This is a genomic window from Calothrix anomala FACHB-343 (assembly GCF_014696435.1).
In the GTDB taxonomy this organism is placed as follows: domain Bacteria; phylum Cyanobacteriota; class Cyanobacteriia; order Cyanobacteriales; family Nostocaceae; genus Aulosira; species Aulosira anomala_A.
The window spans coordinates 24,623-45,725 of sequence record NZ_JACJQG010000049.1 but is presented as its reverse complement, the minus strand read 5'-3'; the positions used below and the strand labels follow the sequence as shown (position 1 = coordinate 45,725).

Below are 21,103 nucleotides of genomic sequence, written 5' to 3'. Positions count from 1 at the left end.
TTTTAGATTTTAAGTTATTTGATTTTACGTAAATCAAGTTTCTTTTCAGATGAACAAAAAATGGGTTAGGCAAAGGCGTAACCCACTCTACTTTATTGAAATTTTCTTAGTGTGCAAGATATATGCTTGACAAGCAATTAACTCAATCCAGCTTTTAAATCACTCAGCGCTTGTGTTAAAGCTTCTGGTAACTTACTCGCATCGCGTCCGCCGGCTTGGGCTAAATTTGGTCTTCCACCACCGCCACCGCCGCAAATTTTGGCGACAGCACCGACAAATTTACCTGCTTGCAAACCTTTCTTGTTCACCTCTGCGCTAAAGGCTGCTACTATACTCACTTTCCCAGCTTCGGGAACTGAACCTAGCACCACCGCACCGTTACTTAGTTTTTGTAATAACCTTTCGGCTGCGGTTTTCAAGGATTCGGCATCGACATCATCTAATTGGGCGACGATGATTTTATAATCGCCTACAGATTCGGCTGTTTGCAGCAAGCTGTCGGATTTTGCGATCGCTAATTGTCCTTTCAATACATCCAGTTGTTTTTGGCTGGTTCTGAGTTCGTTTTGCAGAGTTGTGATTCTCTCTGGTAGTTCTTCGGGTTTAACTTTAAAGCGATCGCTTAAATCTTTAACTACTTTATCCCGCAAATTTAGGTAATCCAACACTGCCGGGCCGGAAACTGCTTCAATCCGCCGCACTCCCGAAGCTACACCAGCCTCGGAAATTACCTTGAATACGCCAATCTCCGCAGTATTACTGACATGAGTTCCACCGCACAGTTCCATTGATACGCTAGGAAAGTCGATTACTCGCACTTCTTCGCCGTATTTCTCGCCAAACATAGCCACAGCGCCTCTAGCTTTGGCTTCTGCTAAAGGTAATATTTCTATCTTTGCACTGTGTGCCTCGGCAATCCAAGTATTTACCTGTTCTTCAACTTGCTGGACTTCTTCTACTGTTAAAGCACGGGGACAGTTAAAGTCAAAGCGCAATCTATCAAAGGAAACTAAGGAACCTGCTTGAGATATACCTTCATCGACAATTTTCTTTAATGCTGCTTGTAGCAGGTGAGTTGCTGTATGGTTAGCTTGCAGACGACGCCGACAAGCACGGTCGATTTGTGCAGTTACAGTATCTCCTACTCGGATTGTACCGCGTTCGATGCGTCCGAAATGCACAAAGAAATCAGATTCTTTTTTCACATCATCAACGCGAATCACCACACCATCGCCTGTGATATAACCGCGATCGCCAATTTGTCCCCCAGATTCAGCATAAAATGGGGTCTGATTCAGGACAATTTGCACATCTGTACCCGCTTCGGCTGCTTCTTGCGCCACACCACCCACTAGCAATACTTCCACTTTCGCCGTGGCTGCTGGCTGGGTATAACCTAAAAATTCCGTTGCGTGGATATGTTCTGCAAGTTTATCCAAAGAACCCTGCACGGTTAAATCGATGGTTTCATGGGCTGCTTTAGCGCGTTCCACCTGCTTTTGCATTTCCACATCAAACCCTGCTTCATCAACGGTGAGGTTGTTTTCCTCAGCCACTTCTTGAGTGAGTTCTAGGGGGAAACCGTAGGTATCATACAGGGTAAAAGCACTTTCGCCGCTAATTACGGTTTTTCCTTGCTGTTTTACCTGTTGAATAATTTCCTCAAGCAGTTTTTCGCCTCTGTCGAGAGTTCTTAAGAAATTGCTTTCTTCCCGTTGTAGTTCGGCTTTAATTGCGGCTTCCCGTTGTCTGACATTAGGATAAGCTGATTCCGCAAGCGCGATCGCAGTTTCTGCAACTTGGGTAATAAATTCGCCACTAATCCCAATTAATCGCCCATGACGCACCACCCGGCGAATTAAGCGCCGCAATATGTAACCCCGTCCTACATTGGAAGCGCGAATTTCATCAGCGATCATGTGAACAACAGCACGCACGTGATCCCCGATGACTTTTAGCGAGACTTTGGTTTTCTCGTCGCTCTTGTGGTAGTCAATTCCCGCAATTTTGGCTGCTGTCTCGATAATCGGGAAAATTAAATCTGTTTCGTAATTATTCGGTACTTTTTGCAGGATTTGCGCCATTCTTTCCAAACCCATGCCAGTATCAATATTCTTTTTTTGCAGAGGTGTTAAATTCCCTTCTGCATCCTGGTTGTATTGCATGAATACCAGGTTGTAGAACTCGATAAACCGGGAATCGTCTTCTAAATCAATGTTTTCATCACCCCGTTCTGGGTGGAAATCATAGTATATCTCAGAACAAGGGCCACATGGGCCAGTGGGGCCGGATGCCCAAAAGTTATCATCTGCACCCATGCGCTTGATTCTGGCTTCGGGAACGCCGATTTGATCGCGCCAAATGGCAAAAGCTTCGTCGTCTTCCTCAAATACGCTGACGACAAGGTTGTTGGGGGAAAAACCAAAAACTTGCGTAGAAATTTCCCATCCCCAAGCGATCGCTTGTTCTTTAAAATAATCACCAAAGCTGAAGTTACCCAGCATCTCAAAAAACGTATGGTGGCGTTTGGTGCGTCCGACATTTTCAATATCATTGGTGCGGATACACTTTTGCGATGTGGTAGCGCGATTAAATTCTGGCGTGCGTTGCCCTAAGAATATCGGTTTAAATGGTAGCATCCCCGCGATCGTCAGCAGCACCGTCGGATCTTCAGGTACAAGAGAAGCACTTGGGAGAATCTGGTGTCCTCGTTCAGCAAAGAAGTTCAAGAATAAGGTGCGAATTTCGTTACCACTGAGGGACTGGGGATTAGAAGACATGGGTTTTACAACAATAATCTCAATAAAATTGGGAAGGCCGACAAAGGATCGTTTCTTCTACAGAGAAAGTATGCCGCATTCACAATCCCTACGCCTAGACAGCAGGGGATTGGCGCTACAGGTTTTTGCTTACGAGTTTAGCCTTAAGTACAGCCGACAGATAAATCAATTCCTATTTTAAGTAGGTCGGCGCAATTAAAGACAACTGGCGAGATCTGTCAATAGTCATCTGTCAATAGTCATTTGTAAGAGACGCGATAACCCTTGTCTGTACAATAGTCATTGGTAAGGGTTTCAAGCATATTTACATTGCGCAACATAGTTTGGTTTATTTCTCCCTTGTCCCTCTTTCCTATTTTGCCATAGATACTGCCTTTCTTCAGTCAACTGTCAACAGTACACATACCAGAAAATCTATACCCTACGTCCCATACATGCACCTAACTTGAGGACGATGAGCCAGCACAATGTCAAGGCTAAGATAATTATTAAGAAGATATTAAGTTTTGTTTCAGAGGTCAGCAATGGCATTAAAACTGAATGTACCGGACATAGCTTGTGAAGACTGTGCCGCAAAAATTGAGAATTCTATTCATGTGATGGAACCAGATGCAAAAGTAAATGTGGATGTCCAAGCTAAAACTGTCAGCGTAGAATCCGCAGCTTCTGAGGAGTCCATTAAGCAAATAATTGTTGCTGCTGGTTACAACATAGCTGGTTATTAATCATCACCACACTTGTTGCCAAAACTAGATTGAAATCTCATGAGATTTACATAAATCCTGGTTGCGATCGTCCGTCCCGAATCGGGGCAGACGATCGTGTATTTAAATAATATAATTTTGTTTTTAGGGAAGAGTACGGAGTCAGGATTTATGTATATTTACTGAAGTCTTTTTAAAAAATTGATGAATAACTAATAAATAATATAGAACTACACAACTGATGCTTGCTATATTGAAAATCATCACTTAATCCTAGATGCACAAGGATAAAGCTATAGCTCTCGCCTTTAGATCCTAGAGATATTCAATGGGTTAATGACGTGTTTTCAAGGAGATAGAACTATGTAAATCCAATGAAGATATCGGTTTTTACGGGGAATCTAAACTTTATAAAGTTTTAAATATTCAAGCTCAGTAATTTTTTTTATTTAATATATGCTGGTTATTAGAAACTAATAGCTATCATCATTATTCCCAATGTCTCATACCAGGAAAATACAGAAAAACTTTTGTCTCCAACAATAAGATTCAGTATTTTTACTGTTTTAAAAAAAATATAGAAAAGCCGAAAGTAGGGTCAGAAGTTAATCAGCAAGTAACCGAAGTTGAGGTAAATCCTTAAAAGGAGATTAAAATTGCAAATAAATTATATATTTCGCAGTACAACAATTAATCATAGGGTAATCTTCCCTAGCCATAACTACCGACGTATTCAGTATTAATTAAGTAAGCGCTTAGTTTAACAGGTTCATCTCTTGAAAATTGAAATAGGGCAAAAAGCAAAGCAATGAATATTTCCCTTCTGGTCTTTGGAAGTCATAAATTTATCTCCACGCTTCCAGATCAGATCCGTTATGCAACCGCTTTTAGTGTAGAGGTAATTGGCGATCTCGATCGAGCGATTTCTTATATTCAAGCATCACCGCCAGACATTATATTTATCCAGGCTAGCCGAGATGGCAGTATGGATCTGTGCAGTTGGTTGAAAGACCAGCCAAAGTTATCTTGGATATACTGCATTCTTCTAGAAGATCGTTGTCAGCAGATAACTGATAGAGATCAATATGGCTGGGAGTGGGAATTAGAAATGACTTCCTCAGCCTTAAAACAAGGCGCTGATGCTTATATTTGGCAACTTCCAGAAAGTAAAACAGACTATACCTTAGCCGAGGTGACTGCTAATCATCGCCTGATTCTGGCGCAATTAACAGTTGGTTTGCGCAAGGCGAAAAAGTACCGCGATTTAATTCGCACCAACGATTTACTTTCCGCGATCGCTCTAGCTGACTCTTTGACCGAAATCAATAACCGTCGTGCTTTAGAATGGGACTTACCCAGACAAATTAAAAAAGCCCGCGAACAAACGCTTCCTTTTAGTTTAATTATTTTAGATGTAGATTACTTTAAAAAAGTTAATGATACCTACGGGCATTTAGTAGGCGATCGCCTTTTACAGTTATTATGTGTTCGGTTAAAACATAATTTACGCTTTCAAGATACACCCTTCCGTTATGGCGGTGAAGAATTTGTGATTCTTCTAGGCAATACCACAGGTGAAGAAGCATTGATTGTCGCCAAGCGTCTCAATCGCATAGTCAGCGAACAACCCTTTGCGATCAACAACCATCAGACTATTAACGTCACCATTAGTCTAGGCACAGCTTCCCTACAAAGCGATGATGATGAGCAAGGTATCAGTTTATTGCATCGTGCCGATCAATGTCTCCTAGAAGCTAAATCCACAGGCAGAAATAAAGTGATTAGCTCCTATGATTTATCTGATATGCCCTATCTCAAAGCTGCGTCATCATAATAGGGGCTAGGGGCTAGGGACTAGGGGCTAGGGGCTAGGAGAACAACTTACCATTGACCATTGACCATTGACCATTGACCATTAACCAATTACCCTTTGACAATCAGCCACTGAGGCACGTTGCTGCATAGCTGTGACTAAAGCTTGGTAACTTGACCAATTTTCTTGTAACAGAGTTTTGGCTTGTAGTGCATGAAAACGCTGTTTTTGTTGGATTATATTACCAGAAAAGCCCAATTTTGTCAACACCTCTGCGAGCTTGAGGCGATCGTCAGCACCACCTTCAGCATTTTGGAAAACTAAATTTTCGGCAGCAATTCCAGCCATCCATACAGTACAGTAGCGATCCAAGCTTTGAGCGCTAATTTTACCTAATTCCAATTCTGAGGCTAATTCACTATCATCAAAGCTGACACCACCTTGTCCGAGTTGTCCCTGTTTCCAAGCTTCCCAGGCGCTGAGAGTATAGCCAGTAACGGGAATAGCTAAAAAGTGAGCGACGAGAAAATGACCAGCTTCATGGTGGATAATGCGATCGCGATGGGAAGGAGAAAAACCAGCAATCCAATCTAACAGCAGCGAACCACCCCTTCCCTGCAAACTGAAACTATCGAAGGTTGCTATTCCTAAAATTGTAAAGGTGGCGATCGCTGGTAATGTTGGCGAAATGTTTAGTAATGGCCCCAACAACGCCGAGAGAGTCATCAAAAAAATAGATATGGCAATCAAATTCAGGGCAGTTTGGCTCATTGTGAGTTTGCTAAATGAAACTTAATCTTTCTTCATTATTAGCCAAACTGCGAGGGATCTGAACGCTCAGTCAAGAAATCTCTGAAATTTGGAATAAGTCTAGTGGTTCATCGCATTAATTTCGTGGGGAGAATGATTTCTGAGTGCAGAACTCAGTCGATGAATTCACCAAACACGTTTTGTGTTGGCAGCCAAATCATCAAAACTTTGACGATGAGCCACTAGTACCGCTTCGCGGAATCCAAAATTCAAACAGGTATACAGCGTAAGCGTTTCCTTGGGTTGAGAACAGCTATTTTATTGACGCTGTGGTTGAATAACTTATTAGTTAATAATTAATCTTCTGTATTAGCAGAATTTGCCTTTTGGTTAGCAGCCTGAATAATTCTGACTACAGTGTTGTAAGCTAAACCGCTAATCCGACTAATGCCTCTAAAGCTCATGCCTTCTGCATAGGATTGCAGGACAATTTGGATGTCTTCTTTATTAACTTGGCGGCGATAATAAAGGGTATTTAATGTTTCACTAAAAGTTTGGCGACAACTGGGGCAGAAAAAGCGCTGACTGCCTTTACTTGTCTTACCGTGCTTGCGAGTTCGAGCATAGCCGCATAGAGGGCAATTCATTGTCTGCTTGGCAAAAGTTGGTTGTTTTTGATTGAGCAAACTCAAATTTTTGTATGGTAGAGAGTAGCTATTTTCGATTTTTTGAACTCCAAGTTGAACTGACATAAATTTATCTACCTTCTAAAAGAATTGATAAGCTATTTATTGCTTTGTTGAACTGATTTCTATTCGTTTTTTCTCTAGTCAAAGCGAGAGTGCATATCCACTCGCAATAGTAGAAACAAAAAAGTTAATACCTGAGTTCGTCACTCTCTAGCATCAAAGACTAAAAGATAATTCTGAGGAAATTCTGAAGAAGCAGTATTTTTGACAAAATGCTCGGTGATGAATACATAGTCATCAACTTGCTGCGCTGAAGAGAGTAGCAGCTTTGACTCAAAAAGCTACCTATTGTCAAAAATATAAATAGATACAAGTGAAGCAAAAACAGCAAAAATCTCAAATTTGCAAATATTTAGAAATAATTAAGAAATAAATTATTCAGTTTTTTATCGCGTGAAAGGCTTAACCCACAAGTATTATTAGATATTTTTTATTTATAAACCTCTTAATCCTGTAGATTTACCGTAGTCCGAAGGAAAACTAGCAGGGTAGGTTATCACCGAGTACACAAACGATACTCAAAAATCAAAGGTTGAGAGGTTTGTAGCCGAATGCCTCAATCAAGTTGAATGAAATGCACAAGGGCTAAGATAGCCATATTGGGGACTTCCAGAGAATAAATTACCCAATTTATTTAAGGAGATTTTTCTTTACTCCCCCTGCTCCCTGCTCCCTGCCCCTCTGCCTGCATAGCGATTGGTTATTTTTTTAATTGGAAGTCCCTTGCTGCATCTATTCACCGAAAAATCTCAATTTGCCCCATGAGTACAATGCCAATCTTACCCAACTACATCAATGGTCAGTGGTGTACATCAACAAACGCTACAGAATATTTAGATGTCATCAATCCAGCAACGGCAGAAATATTAGCACAAGTACCTTTATCACCTGCGTCTGAGGTAAATCAAGCAGTTGCGGCGGCGGTGGCGGCTTTTGCGACATGGCGACGTACTCCACCGACGGAACGGGTACAGTATTTATTTAAGCTGAAAAATCTGTTGGAAGAAGATTTTGCAGATTTGGCGCGAACCATCACCAGGGAGTGCGGTAAGACTTTAGCTGAGTCTCAGGGGGAAATGCGACGGGCGATTGAGAATGTGGAAGTTGCTTGCGGAATTCCCATGATGATGCAAGGGACAAATTTGGAAGATATCGCCAAAGGAATTGATGAGATGATGATTCGCCAACCTTTAGGAGTGGCGGCGGTGATTTGTCCGTTTAATTTTCCGGGGATGATTCCTTTTTGGTTTTTACCTTATGCGATCGCAACTGGCAATACCTACATTGTCAAACCGTCGGAAAAGGTACCTCTGACAATGCAAAAAATCTTCCACCTACTAGATAAAACAGGTTTACCCAAAGGGGTAATTAATCTAGTTAATGGCGGTAAAGAAGCTGTCGATGCCATTTTAGATCATCCCCAAATCAAAGCCATTAGTTTTGTTGGTTCTACACCAGTAGCTAAATATATATATAGCCGCGCCGCCGCCAATGGTAAACGAGTGCAATGTCAAGGTGGGGCGAAAAACCCCCTGATTGTTTTACCAGATGCAGATATAGAGATGACTACACGCATTGCAGCAGATAGCGCCTTTGGTTGTGCGGGACAACGTTGTTTAGCTGCATCGATAGCCATTACCGTTGCTGATGCACGTAACTCGTTTACCGAAGCCATCGCTGCAACTGCCAAAAACCGGGTGGTAGGTAACGGTTTAGATAAAGGCGTAGAAATGGGGCCAGTAATTGATGTGAGGAGTAAAACCAGAATTGAGGGATTAATTCAGCAAGGGGTAGAAGAAGGGGCAAATTTGTTAGTTGATGGACGAAAAGCACAGATATCGGGTTACGAACAAGGTAATTTTATCCGCCCAACCATTTTAGAAAACGTCAATCCTGCAGGTGAAATCGCCCGTACAGAGATTTTTGGCCCTGTACTGAGCTTAATTCATTTAGATAGTATTGAAGATGCGATCGCCTTAGTTAATAGCGGTCAATATGGTAACATGGCTTGTCTATTCACCAGCAGTGGAGCAGCCGCCCGCAAATTCCGCTACGAAGCCGAAGCTGGTAATATTGGCATCAACATTGGTGTAGCTGCGCCAATGGCATTTTTTCCCTTTAGCGGTTGGAAAGAAAGCTTTTTTGGCGATTTACACGGGCAAAGCCATCACGCAGTCGAATTTTTTACCCAAACTAAAGTAGTAGTCGAACGCTGGCCTAGCAATTGGTCGCGTCAATTTTAACTGAAAAATCAGGAATCAACCCGCATTTCTCACCAGCTGTAGGGGCGGGTTCACAAATATGATCCAATCATTCACGACTATCTTGCTTAACCCGCCCCTACTGACTTTAAAAAAATTGGTCATAAATCTTGGTAAACTCTTGAATCCAAACGCTAAATGGTGGAAAACCCTACCAATTTACCACCAACTGTGGGTTTTACTGATTTGTTAGACTAATCACACTAGGAATTTTCGGTCAAATCTCTGAACACGCCAGCAGACGAGGCTATTCATGCTTACAAGTACTCTACTTCTCTCGAACCAGCTCCCCACCTTACAATATTCTTCCACATCGGAACGATTCGATGACACTTGGGAAGCCCCTCTGGCTACCCTGTTAGGATTAGGACGCGCCGCAGGTGCCGACTTTATCGAATTTTTCCTAGAACGTCGCAACTATATCAGCTGTCTGGCTGAAGATGACGCCATCACCAGTATTTCACCCAGTCTCGCCACAGGTGCGGGGGTGAGAGTATTTCGCGGTAAAGCTGATTGCTATGTCAGCACCAATAACCTTTCCTTCTCTGGGTTAAAAGCCGCCTTAGAAAAAGGTCTTTCTATCCTGGGATTGCAATTACCCGCACCTACCGCTTTTATCCCCGAAATCAATTTAGAATTACTTAGAGATTACGCCACAAAACGCGGTAAAGATGGCTGGTTACCACTGTGTAGTTCTATCCGCGAAATGGGAGAAGTTCTACTTGATGGTACTGCCCAACTCACCAAAAAAGCCAGCCACGTACAATCCCGTCGTGCCAGCTATTTCCGCGATTGGCAAGAAGTATTAGTCGCCGCCAGTGATGGAACTTTTGCCCGTGACATCCGCCTCACCCAATCTGTAGGCTTTAACCTACTCTGTGCAGATGGTGCTAATCGCGCCTCTATTGGCGAACGTGCAGGTAATACCAGCGATGCTAACTTCTTAAGAACTTGGGATTACCAACAAGCCGCCGAGCAAATATCTGAATCTGCAGGTAAAATGCTCTATGCAGATTATGTGGAATCTGGTACTTACCCGATTATCATGGCGAATCACTTTGGTGGCGTGATTTTCCACGAAGCTTGCGGACATTTATTAGAAACTACGCAAATAGAAAAAAATACCACACCTTTTGCTGATAAAAAAGGCGAAAAAATTGCCCACGAAAGCCTGACAGCTTGGGATGAAGGACGAGCCGACAATGCCTTTGGTACCATAGATATGGATGATGAAGGTATGCCGGCGCAAAGAACATTATTAATTGAGAAAGGCATTCTTAAGAACTTTTTAGCAGATAGAACAGGTTCTTGGCGCACTGGACACCCCAGAACCGGTAGCGGACGCCGCCAAAATTATACCTTTGCTGCTGCTAGCCGGATGCGGAATACTTATATTGCACCTGGTGAATACAGTGTTGATGATTTATTTGCCTCCATTGATAAAGGTATTTACTGCAAAAAAATGGGTGGTGGTAGTGTTGGTGCTACAGGTCAATTTAACTTTGGCGTTGATGAAGCTTATTTAATTGAAAATGGCAAGATTACTAAACCATTAAAAGGCGCAATTCTGATTGGTGAAGCTAAGGAAATTATGAATAAAATTTCTATGTGTTCCCAAGATTTAGAACTTGCACCTGGTTTTTGTGGTTCTGTTAGCGGCAGTATTTACACTACAGTAGGACAGCCTCATATCAAGGTTGATTCTATTACCGTAGGCGGACGCTAGTACTTATTTCTCACTACAAGAGATCCTTTTTATGTCTTACTTTGTATCCTTTGTGGTTGGTTGAATTGAGAGCTTTTAAACGCAAAGGTACGCGGAGCCTAGCGCAAAGGTACGCGGAGGTTGTGAAAAGGAAAAGTTGTGATTTATTACAGCCAGATTTTCTTGAGGTGTTCTTGTGGTGAGACATATTTATGAGAGGCGAAGATGAACACGGATGAATAATATGTCTGTGTCTATTGAGAGTTAAACATCAAAAATCCACAATTGACTATGTCTACTATCAATGAGATTGCAAATTATGCCAAGGAAAATGCTGAAAAACTTGGCATTCAAAAGTTTGATATTTATGGTTCTACTGTAGATGAAACTAGCGTCCAGGTAGACCAAGGTGAACCCAAACAAGTTAAAGCTTCTAATCGTTCTGGTGTGACAGTTCGTGTCTGGAATGAAGAGAATACAATGGGTGTTACCAGCACTACAGATGTAGATCCCAAGGGATTAGAATTAGCTTTAAAAACTGCCTATGAAGCTAGTTTTTTTGGTGTGAAGGAAAATGTTCCTGATTTTAGTCCAGAGGCTACTATTCCTATTGAAAATACACCTCACGACAAAGTACCTCAAGCACCTGTTTCGGAACTTATCGAAAAATTATTGGTAGCTGAAAAAGAATTACTCTCAGCCCATCCCGCAATTAACGGTGTACCATATAATGGTTTGGCGCAAAGAGATATTGACCGATTCTACCTCAATAGTGCAGGCGCAGTCAGAACAGAATCTCATTCCATAGCATCGGTATATCTTTACAGCAAAACTGAAGAGGAAGGGAAAAAACCCCGCAGTGCTGGCGCTTTTAGAGTCAACCGGGGTGTAGAAAAATTAGATATCAATGGTTGTATTCAAGAAACTGTTGAGAAAACTATCAGTCACTTGAATTATGAAAAAATCAAGTCTGGTAAATATTTAGTTGTGTTCTCACCGGAAGCTTTCTTGAGTTTGTTGGGTGCTTTTTCTAATTTATATAATGCCCAAAATATTCTCGATAATCAAAGTTTATCGACTGCTGATGATATCGGTAAGCAAATTGCTTCACCGCTAATTTCTGTAGTTGATGATGCATTACACCCTGCTAATATTGGTGCAGAAACTTTTGATGGTGAAGGTACACCTACTCGTCAAGTTTCTCTGATTGAAAAGGGTGTTTTAGCGGGCTTCCTTCACAGTGCGGGAACTGCAAAAAGAATGAACGCTCAACCAACAGGTAATGCAAGTATTGGTGCAAAAGTTAGCGTTAGCCCTAACTTTTTTCATGTATTTAGAGCCGCCGAACCTGAGCAAGAATTAAGCTTAGAAACTGCGGAAAATGTAATTTTGATTGATGATTTACAAGCTTTACATGCAGGTGTAAAAGCCTTACAAGGTTCGTTTTCTCTACCTTTTGATGGTTGGTTAATTAATAAAGGTGAGAAAACCAGTATTGAATCTGCAACAGTCGCCGGCGATTTCTTAGAAGTGTTGAAATCGATTATTTGTGTAGAAAAAGAGCCTGAGTTAACACCTGGTGGTGTTTGTCCTCGCATTTGGGTGAATGAACTCTCAATTACTGGTGATTAAGATTTAAGCGTTGGGGGTTAGAAATTAGAGTTAATACTAGTTTCTAACTCTTAATTATTATTCTTCACCGCCAATACCCAGATTAATATCAAATCCCTCAGCGCCATTAAGATTAGCGCCAATCATCACAGCGCCATCTACTTGAGCGTTATGTAAACTAGCTCCGCTTAAATTAGCATTAGTAAGATTAGCATTATTGAAGGTTGTACCACTCGCAAAGACTTCTTTCAAATTTGCAGCTTCCAAATTAGCGCCAGCTAAATCAGCACCTTCTAAATTAGCACCTGCTAAATTAGCACCTTTTAAATTAGCGTTTCTTAAATCTGCGCCAATTAAGTGCGCACCACTAAGATTAACACCAGTTAAATCACATCCAGCACATACTCCAGTTTCTAACAAGCGTTTTACTTGCGCTTGGTTGGCGCTAGCTTGAGCAGAAATTGGTGCAGCTAAAGCGAGGGTGCTGAATAAAGCTACTGCTGTCAACAATGTCTGTCTCATAATGATTTTCTCCTATTAATCTTAACAATCTCATTTTCCCAAATTCTCAAATTATGTCTTCATACAATGGGAGTAATTTATTACATGAATAGTTTATAAATACTCATACCTGGGTTAGAGTAAGACACCCGAAAAATCTCTGTTTGCTGGATGTTGAGGTTTAAGATGGGAGATAGAGATGAATATAATTTTTCGGGTGTAAAACAAAAGATACAGTTAGCTTAAGGCTAATGCTGAGAGTATATAGCAATGCTAAATCATTTATGAAATTTGCTAACTCTCAGTTTTTTCTCTGAACCTTGGCGTACTTGGCGTCTACCCTACGGGAAGCCGCTCCGCGTCTAATGCGGTTCATCAAAAAAATATTTTCACAACTCAGATAGGATTGCTATATCCCTGGAAATAACTAACAAAATTCTACGTTAAAGACCTGCGCAGCCGTTGTTCTAATAAAGCAAGGTCTACTCCAAGATTTTGTAAGACTTTAATTGCTATTCCCGGTTCTCTATCTACTTCTCCTTCCTTGAGCAGACCTAATAAAATATGTTCTGTGCCAATATAATTGACACCTAATTGGCGCGATTCTTCTACCGTTAGTTGTAATACTTTCTGAGCTTTGGATGTAAATGGAATATCCAGGGGTGTCAATCCCCGACCTCTACCGATGATTTTTTCTACCTCAATTTGAGCATTTTCTAAGTTAACACCTACAGAGTTAAGAAACTGTGCTGCAAAACCGCTACCTTCACCAACGAGTCCTAGCAAAATTTGCTCCGTACCAACGTATCGATGTCCTAAGCGACGAGATTCACTTTGCGCTATGGATATAGCTATCAAGGCTTTTTGGGTGAATCTTTCAAAACCTCTGAGGTGGAATCTATTAGATGTAAATCCTAAGATTTTTTCAAAAATCGATTCAAAAAATCTTTCCAACATAAACCCCTCCTGCTGGGATATATTGTTGATTGCATCAAGATTGCGATCGCGTTTTGTTCTTCCTGTAGACAAAAAAGACAGCAAGTCTTCCATTGTCTCTGCATTGGCGGAATACCACAAAAATTGCTTGTCTTTGCGGCTATTAACTAATCCTTCAATTCTCAGCTTCTCCAAATGGTGCGATAGGGTGGAGTTGGGAATCTTCAGCTTTTCCTGAATCTCGCCTACTGTCATTCCATTTGGATAACTCGCAAATAGCAACCGCATAATTTCTAAACGTGGCTCTGATCCTAATGCAGCAAAGATATCTGCATAGCGAGCTGTGTCTTCATTATTTATTGCCATATTTCTAGAATAATCGAAATAATAGTTTTGTCAACTCATGCTCAATAGCCTAAATCCGGAGAAGGGCGGGGTCTCCCCGCCCCTACGGGTGTGTTTTATGATTAGGCTGAGACTTTACCGCTACCAATGAGATATAACAAAGCCATGCGCACGGCTACACCACTGGTAACTTGTGCTTGAATTAAGCTAAATTCTGGATCGTCCATTAAATCGGAGCTAATTTCCACACCGCGATTGACTGGCCCTGGGTGCAATACTTTAACATTAGGTTGGCAAAGTTGTAATTTATCGCGGGTAATGCCAAATAATTGATGATATTCTCGCAAACTGGGTAATAAATGGGCAGTCATGCGTTCTTTTTGCAGACGCAAAGTCATGACAAAATCAGCGTCGCGTAAAGCAGGTTCTAGTTCCCAATGTAAAAATAGCTGACGCTGGGGAGAGGTTGTTTCTTCTGAGAAATACTCGGCAAAGATTTTGGGTAAAAGGGTTGGGGGTGCGGCTAAATGAACTTCCGCACCGCTTGCTGTTAAACTCCAAATATTCGATCGCGCTACACGAGAATGAAGAATATCGCCAACAATGGCAATTTTTTTACCTTTTAACAATTCTATGCGGGGATTGGCTGGATCGATTAAAGTACAGATGGTGAATAAGTCTAGCAGTGCTTGGGATGGATGCTCATGTTGACCATCACCAGCATTGAGTACGCTAACTTTTACACCTAAACGATCCATTTCTTGTGCGATCGCATTTGGTACTCCAGCTTCTCGATGGCGGATCACCATAATATCAGTTCCCATCGCCAAATAGGTCTTCGCCGTATCTAAAATTGTCTCTCCCTTTGTCATGGAAGAGGTAGCGGCGGCAAAATTGAGGGTATCTGCGCTGAGACGTTTAGCGGCGATTTCAAAACTACTGCGAGTGCGGGTAGAAGGTTCAAAGAACAAATTCGCCACCACCTGTCCCTGTAAAGTTGGTACTTTCTTCGTGCGTCGCGATAGCACTTCTTGGAAACTCGCGGCTGTTTGCAATACAGCATCGTATTCAACGGTAGTAAAGTCGTTAAGGGAAAGAATGTGATGACGATTCCAGGTGGTAGTAGGCATAAATATTGTTCGGTTTTTACGTAGAGATGATGATTAAGTAGTTCTCTACAGCTTTTAATTTACATATGCAGAGGCAATGATACCACCTGTCTTTTAGGGAACTGTAAAAAAACAATTAATTTGTTGACTGTTGACTGTTGACTGTTGACTGTTGACTGTTGACTGTTGACAGAAGAAGGGAATGTTTTTTGTAATTTGGCAATGTCTGATGCGATCGCATTTTTTCGATAACTCAAGTATTCTCCATAGTTAAGGATGTAGGTGCAACAATAATTCCTACCAAAATCCGCAGTAATTCTTCCAATTCTTCAGGGACGCGATAAAGTTTCAAATCTTGGACAATGCGTTTTTCTTGACGATGAAATATACCAAATCGCCAATCTTCTCCTGTGGTGACAGCGCCATAAAGTAGAGGTGTCTGAGATTGCGTCCATTGATCAAGGGCAATTAATTCTACTGCTAATTGAGTAAATCCTCGACCTAAATCAGATTGCTTGGCTTCAATTACTAATATTCCCGCATCACTGTTAATGTAGTAATCAAAGCTACCTTTTAACTGTTCGTTAACATTAATTGGATATTCAATATTTAATTGAGTTTGGGTTTCTGCACAAATTTCTAATAAAGTGGGGGCAATTAATACCTCTCTTCTTGCCATTTCACTTATGGGGTTAACGTAGGCTAAATTTCTTGACAAATAGCCGCTTAAAAAATCTAAACAATTAAGTTTATCTGGATACTTTGGTAAATCCAGCCGTTGACGTTGATAAGTACAATTAAATTCTGCAAGAATATCGGCTGGTGCATAGGGCAGTTCAAAATATTTGCTAAATGTGTAACTTGTACCTGGTTGCAGAATGCGCGGGCGGTTCATAAAAGCATCAGCCAAATTTTTTATTCCGTTATGGATATGGACTTACGCAAAAATTTTCCAAATCCTTAATTTATGGAACCGCCAAGACGCCAAGTACGCCAAGAGTTCGTAGAATGTGCGTAAGTCCTAATGGATATGGATTTAAATTTAAACCATAACGATAGATTTTCATAAATTACGAGTTATTGTTGAATGTAGCTTTGTGACCATTTCTGTGCGTGCTGATACCCCAAGTTTACGAAACATGCGTTTGAGGGCTTGCTTGACAGAATTTTGGCTAATCCACAGCCGAGCGGCGATTTCCCCATTGGTTAAGCCTTGAGCGACTAATTCAGCAATTTCTAACTCCCTTGGTGTGAGGGGGTTAGGTAAGGAGGGTTTGATAATTTGAGGTTTCGCCCGCAAGGTGGCAATTTTTGCAGAAATGTGAATGCATAAAGCACTTAAATCGGCTAAATCATTACCGTCAAAGGGTGGACTACCTTGAGCGCGAGCTAAGTTGAGGGTTCCTACCAAACGACCGTCACAGACGATGGGGCCTGTCATTACATGTTCGTGATCGTGGCGCGGACAAATATGCTTCCAATCTTGTTCTGATAGTATCAATTGCTCGTGCGCGGGTGCATGACGCTCAACTACGTAACGTCCGATGGGATTACCTTGTAAGCAGACGGCGGGAATATCGGAAACATCAATCTCAGTCTTTGACTGGTCATCTATGAAAGAGATACCCCAATGTTGCACGCCAAAATGTTCGCTAATTTTGTCCGTGAGCGCGAGTTTTAGCTCTTGCTCATCGCCGACGTTAGCGATCGCAGCAAATGCAGCATGAAGAGAATTAGTCATTAAAGTGTACCCAGTTGGGGACTATGCGGAGCTTCACAATTACTTCTATGCTAATACCAAGGAAAGCAAAAACGCTAATATCACTACTGGCTATAGGTAAACACATGACAGTTACACAAATTTCTGCTCAGGAACTTTTCCGGGCTGCTTATGAAAATCGTTACACTTGGGACAAGGATTTTCCTGGCTATACAGCTGATGTTACCTTGAAAAATGACGGTCAAGTGGCTACAGCGAAGGTAGTCGTTAGCGCTAATCTCAAGGCGGAAGTCTCAGATGCATCGGACGACCAAGCCAAGCAAGCGATTCAATATCAAGCTTGGGAAATCGCAATTCACCGCGTCCGCCGTTCTTTTGAAGATACCCACAGTGCTAATACTTTTAGCTATGGTGCTACCGCAGCTGATGGTTCTGTAGAAATTTTAGTTGGTGGTAAGGCTGAGGGCGATAAATATAAAGTCCGCAATAATGAAGTTAGCCACGTTCATCGTCTGGTTCACGGTACTTTTGTGACCATTGATACCTTCAGCAGTCACCAAACTGGCGAAGGTTATTTGTCTCACACCTACGATTCTGTATACCATGACCCGGCAACAGGTGAACAAAAGGGTGGTAGAAGTGAGTTTACCGATGAATATGAAAAAGTTGGTAAGTATTTCATTCTCAATCGCCGGGAAATTAAGACTGAGATTGAAGGAAAAGTTACAACTCAGGAATTTATCTTCTCTAATATCCAGTTATTAGAACCGACTGCTTGATTTAGTTTCACTCCTTAATGTCATGATGAGCGATCGCATTTCTTCTGGTGCGATCGCTTTTTTGTCAGAGACAGAGAGAGACGCGATAACCCTTGTCTGTACAATTGTCAGGAGTTGGGGCATTAATTCCTGTACTATATCAATATATAGGAATGAAACGATTTAAATTCAGGCGATCGCATTGAGGATTGAGGTTGCTCATTTTAATTTAATGAGAATCGGCAACAGATAGACCTGATAATTATCTTGGTTTCGACCTATCTACATTAGTTATCTTGCCTTGATTTTTGCAAGCCGATGAACACCAAGCTAAAACCGGACTGGGCTGGAGAAGATACGCTTTCCAAGTTTGTCAATCTCCTGATACAGACTAAACCCATCTATCAATTGATGAAGCAGCAAGCCAGGAAAGTACTCATCAACACTGCTGAGAAAAACGGCGTTCCCTGGCGGAAAAACTATCAAACGCTGAAATCATCGGGAATTACAGCGCAAATTACCAAGATGACTAACCCCGATGTTGTTTATCCTGATTATTATAAAGTACCCTTCCACGCCTACAGTGAAGGTAATCTGTGCTGGGATGCGGCTTTTGAAACTGAGTCAGCTACCTATTCAATGGCGTTACGGGTGTGGCCGAAAGAAAACTTAACTTGGGAAGTCGCTCATGCACGCCTCAGAGGTAGTTTTCATGAAGTTCTCGCTACTTATGCACCTCAGGAAGTCCGAGATATTTTAGATATTGGTTGCTCGGTAGGGGTTTCTACTTTAGCTTTACACCGTTATTATCAGCAAAAGCAGAGTCATGCCGTGCGTACAGTAGGGCTTGATTTATCACCATATATGCTCACTGTTGCTCGTAATCTTGATGTTAAAGGTGAGATAGCTCAGTGGATTCACGCACAAGCTGAGAATACAAAATTACCTGATAATTCTTTTGATTTGGTAACGCTTCAGTTTGTCACCCATGAATTGCCGGGGTATGCGAGTCAAGCAATTTTCGCCGAAGCTTTAAGATTACTACGCCCTGGTGGTGCGATCGCAATTGTAGATAATAATCCCAAATCCCAGGTAATCCAAAACCTGCCACCAGTGCTATTTACATTAATGAAAAGCACCGAACCCTGGAGCGATGATTACTACACCTTTGATATTGAAGCTACATTGCAAGCTGTAGGTTTCGCGCCACCAGTTACAGTAGCTAGCGATCCTCGCCATCGGACTATTGTGGCGAGAAAGCCTGAGTGAGGAGAGTAGGGGAAGGGGACAAGGAAGACAATTGTACAGACGCGATTCATCGCGTCTCTGCCCAATGCCCAATGCCCCATGCCCAATGCCCCATGCCCAATGCCCAATGCCCCATGCCCAATGCCCAATGCCCCAAATTTTTTTGCAAAATTGCATAATCTTCTATCTAAGGAATGATAGGTAGACATAATACGACCTCCTAGAGTTGATACCCCCCCTGCCTACCAGGGGTTTTTTCGTCTTTTTTAGCCAATAATCCTGTCATAAAGCTCAAAAAAGCAAAAGCATCTCACGAGCAACATCTAGTCAAGCAATCTAGATTATTTTTAAATAGTATCTAGTGAAATTAGTGATATTATTTCTCAATAAAGATTTATTTATTAAGGATAAAAATGCTAGATAACGAAGTAAATAGTATATTTTATGCCCTGTTATCGGCATTTTTTGCAGCGTTGACAACTATCTTTGCCAAGATTGGAGTTGAAGCAATTAATCCCAATTTAGCAACTGCAATCCGTACAGTAGTCATTCTCATCATGGTTTGGGGTTGGGTTCTCGCTAAAGGACAACTCAATACATTACTGACAATTAGCCCAAAAACTCTACTGTTTCTTGTTTTTTCAGGGTTGTCAACTGGTTTTTCTTGGTTGTTTTACTTTCGGGCTTTACAATTTGGCAAAGCTTCTTTAGTCGCACCTTTAGACAAATTGAGCTTGGTTTTGGTGCTGATATTTTCGGTATTTTTTCTCAAGGAGCAGCTAACGCTGCAAGTGATATTAGGAACTGGCTTGATTTTAACTGGTACACTTATTTTGATTCGTTAAGCTGTTAAGTAGTTAAACATATTAATTACACAAATCATTGCGAAGGTCGTGAAGCGAAATGTAGACGTGCTTAACACCAACAAGTTAACAGTCAACAGTTAACAGTCAACAGCTTAAAAGAATATCTATATAACGCATAAGAGTCGCTCTATGTAAAGAGTCTAGCTTGTGGCTGTAAACATAACAATCTGTTTCATTAGAGATAGCATTTGTTAATAGAAGTCATGATGCATGAGATTCTAGATAAAGTCTAGAGATTATGTGGAGGTTAAACACAATGTTTGGGAAGTCAACAGTTATCATTACAGGTGCATCTTCAGGGGTGGGTTTATACACTGCGAAGGCGATGGCTAACAAGGGATGGCACGTAGTGATGGCCTGTCGTAATTTAGAGAAAGCGGAAGCAGCAGCCCAATCTGTAGGCATACCCAAGGATAGCTATACTGTTCTGCATATCGATTTAGGCTCCTTGGATAGCGTGCGGCAGTTTGTGAATAACTTTCGCGCTAGCGGTAAAAGTCTAGATGCTTTGCTGTGCAATGCGGCAATTTATATGCCTTTAATTAAAGAACCGTTGCGCAGTCCAGAAGGTTACGAGTTGACGATGACTACTAATCATCTCGGACATTTCCTGCTGTGTAACCTCCTGCTTGAGGATTTGAAAAAATCACCTCATGGCGATCGCCGTCTTGTCATTTTAGGAACTGTTACCCATAACCCCGATGAACTCGGCGGTAAAATTCCCCCACGCCCAGATTTAGGAGATCTCGAAGGTTTCGCCAACGGATTTAAAGAACCAATCACGATGATTGACGGGAAGAAATTTGAACCTGTCAAAGCTTACAAAGATAGCAAAGTCTGCAATGTGTTAACCATGCGGGAACTACACCGCCGTTATCACGATTCAACTGGGATTGTTTTCAGTTCTCTGTATCCCGGTTGTGTAGCTGAAACGCCTTTATTCCGCAACCATTATCCCCTATTCCAAAAAATCTTCCCCATTTTCCAAAAGTACATTACCGGCGGCTACGTATCTCAGGAATTGTCTGGGGAAAGAGTTGCATCAGTTATTGCCGATCCTGAGTATAAGCAATCTGGTGCTTACTGGAGCTGGGGAAATCGCCAAAAGAAAGACCGCCAATCCTTTGTGCAAAAAGTATCTCCCCAAGCCCGCGATGATGAAAAAGCGGAAAAATTGTGGGATTTAAGTGCCAAATTAGTCGGATTAGCTTAAAAATTCAAAATTCAAAATTCAAAATTTAAATTTG

General features: G+C 41.6%; 17 protein-coding genes and 3 pseudogenes. 9 read left to right on the top strand and 11 right to left on the bottom strand.

What is annotated here, in order from left to right; translation table 11 throughout:
• Positions 1 to 137: 137 nt before the first annotated feature.
• A complete protein-coding gene (alaS, locus tag H6G08_RS24540) occupies positions 138 to 2,780 on the bottom strand; it encodes an alanine--tRNA ligase (RefSeq protein ID WP_190547706.1) in 2,643 nt (880 codons plus the stop codon).
• Positions 2,781 to 3,304: 524 nt separating this feature from the next.
• Here alaS and H6G08_RS24535 point away from each other — a divergent pair.
• Positions 3,305 to 3,505, top strand: coding sequence for a heavy-metal-associated domain-containing protein (locus tag H6G08_RS24535; protein ID WP_190547704.1), 201 nt, complete (start codon positions 3,305 to 3,307; stop codon positions 3,503 to 3,505).
• A 787-nt stretch (positions 3,506 to 4,292) separates the two neighbouring features.
• Positions 4,293 to 5,318, top strand: coding sequence for a GGDEF domain-containing response regulator (locus H6G08_RS24530; protein ID WP_190547702.1), 1,026 nt, complete (start codon positions 4,293 to 4,295; stop codon positions 5,316 to 5,318).
• Positions 5,319 to 5,399: 81 nt separating this feature from the next.
• Here H6G08_RS24530 and H6G08_RS24525 read toward each other — a convergent pair whose 3' ends face one another.
• Positions 5,400 to 6,068, bottom strand: a complete 669-nt coding sequence (locus H6G08_RS24525; RefSeq protein ID WP_190547694.1) for an ATP-dependent Zn protease — start codon at positions 6,066 to 6,068, stop codon at positions 5,400 to 5,402.
• 359 nt (positions 6,069 to 6,427) lie between these two features.
• Positions 6,428 to 6,694 (bottom strand): annotated as a pseudogene (locus tag H6G08_RS24520) (transposase); the annotation flags it as partial.
• An 863-nt stretch (positions 6,695 to 7,557) separates the two neighbouring features.
• On the opposite strand from H6G08_RS24520, the gene H6G08_RS24515 reads away from it, so the two are divergent.
• From H6G08_RS24515 to H6G08_RS24505, 3 genes are all read left to right on the top strand, one after another.
• Positions 7,558 to 9,039 (top strand): CoA-acylating methylmalonate-semialdehyde dehydrogenase, encoded by a 1,482-nt coding sequence (locus H6G08_RS24515; RefSeq protein WP_190547690.1) that lies wholly within the window; start codon positions 7,558 to 7,560, stop codon positions 9,037 to 9,039.
• 271 nt (positions 9,040 to 9,310) lie between these two features.
• The gene (locus H6G08_RS24510; RefSeq protein ID WP_190547689.1) at positions 9,311 to 10,783 is read left to right on the top strand and encodes a TldD/PmbA family protein; all 1,473 of its coding nucleotides are present in this window, start codon (positions 9,311 to 9,313) and stop codon (positions 10,781 to 10,783) included.
• A gap of 270 nt (positions 10,784 to 11,053) precedes the next feature.
• On the top strand, positions 11,054 to 12,394 hold the full coding sequence (locus H6G08_RS24505) for a TldD/PmbA family protein (RefSeq protein ID WP_190547686.1): 1,341 nt from the start codon (positions 11,054 to 11,056) through the stop codon (positions 12,392 to 12,394).
• 57 nt (positions 12,395 to 12,451) lie between these two features.
• On the opposite strand, the gene H6G08_RS24500 is transcribed toward H6G08_RS24505, so the two are convergent.
• From H6G08_RS24500 to H6G08_RS24475, 7 genes and pseudogenes are all read right to left on the bottom strand, one after another.
• Positions 12,452 to 12,895 (bottom strand): pentapeptide repeat-containing protein, encoded by a 444-nt coding sequence (locus tag H6G08_RS24500; protein WP_190547684.1) that lies wholly within the window; start codon positions 12,893 to 12,895, stop codon positions 12,452 to 12,454.
• A gap of 423 nt (positions 12,896 to 13,318) precedes the next feature.
• Positions 13,319 to 13,795: pseudogene (locus tag H6G08_RS37690) on the bottom strand (Clp protease N-terminal domain-containing protein); the annotation flags it as partial.
• A 126-nt stretch (positions 13,796 to 13,921) separates the two neighbouring features.
• Positions 13,922 to 14,176 (bottom strand): annotated as a pseudogene (locus tag H6G08_RS38295) (ArsR/SmtB family transcription factor); the annotation flags it as partial.
• A 101-nt stretch (positions 14,177 to 14,277) separates the two neighbouring features.
• The gene (locus tag H6G08_RS24490) at positions 14,278 to 15,285 is read right to left on the bottom strand and encodes an aspartate carbamoyltransferase catalytic subunit (RefSeq protein ID WP_190547683.1); all 1,008 of its coding nucleotides are present in this window, start codon (positions 15,283 to 15,285) and stop codon (positions 14,278 to 14,280) included.
• 59 nt (positions 15,286 to 15,344) lie between these two features.
• Positions 15,345 to 15,521, bottom strand: coding sequence for a hypothetical protein (locus H6G08_RS24485; protein ID WP_190547681.1), 177 nt, complete (start codon positions 15,519 to 15,521; stop codon positions 15,345 to 15,347).
• Positions 15,518 to 16,159 carry a hypothetical protein gene (locus H6G08_RS24480; protein WP_190547755.1) on the bottom strand — a complete coding sequence of 214 codons (642 nt, stop codon included), beginning with the start codon at positions 16,157 to 16,159 and terminating at the stop codon, positions 15,518 to 15,520. The genes H6G08_RS24485 and H6G08_RS24480 overlap by 4 nt, the downstream gene beginning before the upstream one ends.
• Before the next feature lie 168 nt (positions 16,160 to 16,327).
• A complete protein-coding gene (locus tag H6G08_RS24475; RefSeq protein ID WP_190547679.1) occupies positions 16,328 to 17,005 on the bottom strand; it encodes a helix-turn-helix transcriptional regulator in 678 nt (225 codons plus the stop codon).
• A 104-nt stretch (positions 17,006 to 17,109) separates the two neighbouring features.
• Between H6G08_RS24475 and H6G08_RS24470 the strand changes: the two genes are divergently transcribed.
• A complete protein-coding gene (locus H6G08_RS24470) occupies positions 17,110 to 17,763 on the top strand; it encodes a DUF3386 domain-containing protein (protein ID WP_190547677.1) in 654 nt (217 codons plus the stop codon).
• Here H6G08_RS24470 and H6G08_RS24465 read toward each other — a convergent pair.
• The gene (locus H6G08_RS24465) at positions 17,746 to 17,886 is read right to left on the bottom strand and encodes a hypothetical protein (RefSeq protein ID WP_190547675.1); all 141 of its coding nucleotides are present in this window, start codon (positions 17,884 to 17,886) and stop codon (positions 17,746 to 17,748) included. The genes H6G08_RS24470 and H6G08_RS24465 overlap by 18 nt on opposite strands.
• Positions 17,887 to 18,060: 174 nt before the next feature.
• On the opposite strand from H6G08_RS24465, the gene H6G08_RS24460 reads away from it, so the two are divergent.
• The 3 genes from H6G08_RS24460 to H6G08_RS24450 all read left to right on the top strand — a co-directional run bounded on the left by H6G08_RS24460 (position 18,061) and on the right by H6G08_RS24450 (position 21,069).
• Entirely contained in the window at positions 18,061 to 19,011 is a 951-nt protein-coding gene (locus tag H6G08_RS24460; RefSeq protein ID WP_190547673.1) for a class I SAM-dependent methyltransferase, read from the top strand.
• A gap of 392 nt (positions 19,012 to 19,403) precedes the next feature.
• Entirely contained in the window at positions 19,404 to 19,835 is a 432-nt protein-coding gene (locus H6G08_RS24455; protein ID WP_190547671.1) for an EamA family transporter, read from the top strand.
• Positions 19,836 to 20,112: 277 nt separating this feature from the next.
• Positions 20,113 to 21,069, top strand: coding sequence for a protochlorophyllide reductase (locus tag H6G08_RS24450; RefSeq protein WP_190547669.1), 957 nt, complete (start codon positions 20,113 to 20,115; stop codon positions 21,067 to 21,069).
• Positions 21,070 to 21,103 lie beyond the last annotated feature (34 nt).

Bases quoted from the DNA above. Each gene is read 5' to 3' on its own strand.
- H6G08_RS24460 (WP_190547673.1), top strand. From the start codon at position 18,061: ATGAACACCAAGCTAAAACCGGACTGGGCTGGAGAAGATACGCTTTCC.
- H6G08_RS24505 (WP_190547686.1), top strand. From the start codon at position 11,054: ATGTCTACTATCAATGAGATTGCAAATTATGCCAAGGAAAATGCTGAA.
- H6G08_RS24530 (WP_190547702.1), top strand. From the start codon at position 4,293: ATGAATATTTCCCTTCTGGTCTTTGGAAGTCATAAATTTATCTCCACG.
- H6G08_RS24450 (WP_190547669.1), top strand. From the start codon at position 20,113: ATGTTTGGGAAGTCAACAGTTATCATTACAGGTGCATCTTCAGGGGTG.
- H6G08_RS24525 (WP_190547694.1), bottom strand. From the start codon at position 6,068: ATGAGCCAAACTGCCCTGAATTTGATTGCCATATCTATTTTTTTGATG.
- H6G08_RS24510 (WP_190547689.1), top strand. From the start codon at position 9,311: ATGCTTACAAGTACTCTACTTCTCTCGAACCAGCTCCCCACCTTACAA.
- H6G08_RS24475 (WP_190547679.1), bottom strand. From the start codon at position 17,005: ATGACTAATTCTCTTCATGCTGCATTTGCTGCGATCGCTAACGTCGGC.
- H6G08_RS24515 (WP_190547690.1), top strand. From the start codon at position 7,558: ATGAGTACAATGCCAATCTTACCCAACTACATCAATGGTCAGTGGTGT.
- H6G08_RS24455 (WP_190547671.1), top strand. From the start codon at position 19,404: ATGCTAGATAACGAAGTAAATAGTATATTTTATGCCCTGTTATCGGCA.
- alaS (WP_190547706.1), bottom strand. From the start codon at position 2,780: ATGTCTTCTAATCCCCAGTCCCTCAGTGGTAACGAAATTCGCACCTTA.
- H6G08_RS24470 (WP_190547677.1), top strand. From the start codon at position 17,110: ATGACAGTTACACAAATTTCTGCTCAGGAACTTTTCCGGGCTGCTTAT.
- H6G08_RS24535 (WP_190547704.1), top strand. From the start codon at position 3,305: ATGGCATTAAAACTGAATGTACCGGACATAGCTTGTGAAGACTGTGCC.
- H6G08_RS24480 (WP_190547755.1), bottom strand. From the start codon at position 16,159: ATGAACCGCCCGCGCATTCTGCAACCAGGTACAAGTTACACATTTAGC.
- H6G08_RS24490 (WP_190547683.1), bottom strand. From the start codon at position 15,285: ATGCCTACTACCACCTGGAATCGTCATCACATTCTTTCCCTTAACGAC.
- H6G08_RS24500 (WP_190547684.1), bottom strand. From the start codon at position 12,895: ATGAGACAGACATTGTTGACAGCAGTAGCTTTATTCAGCACCCTCGCT.
- H6G08_RS24465 (WP_190547675.1), bottom strand. From the start codon at position 17,886: ATGCCCCAACTCCTGACAATTGTACAGACAAGGGTTATCGCGTCTCTC.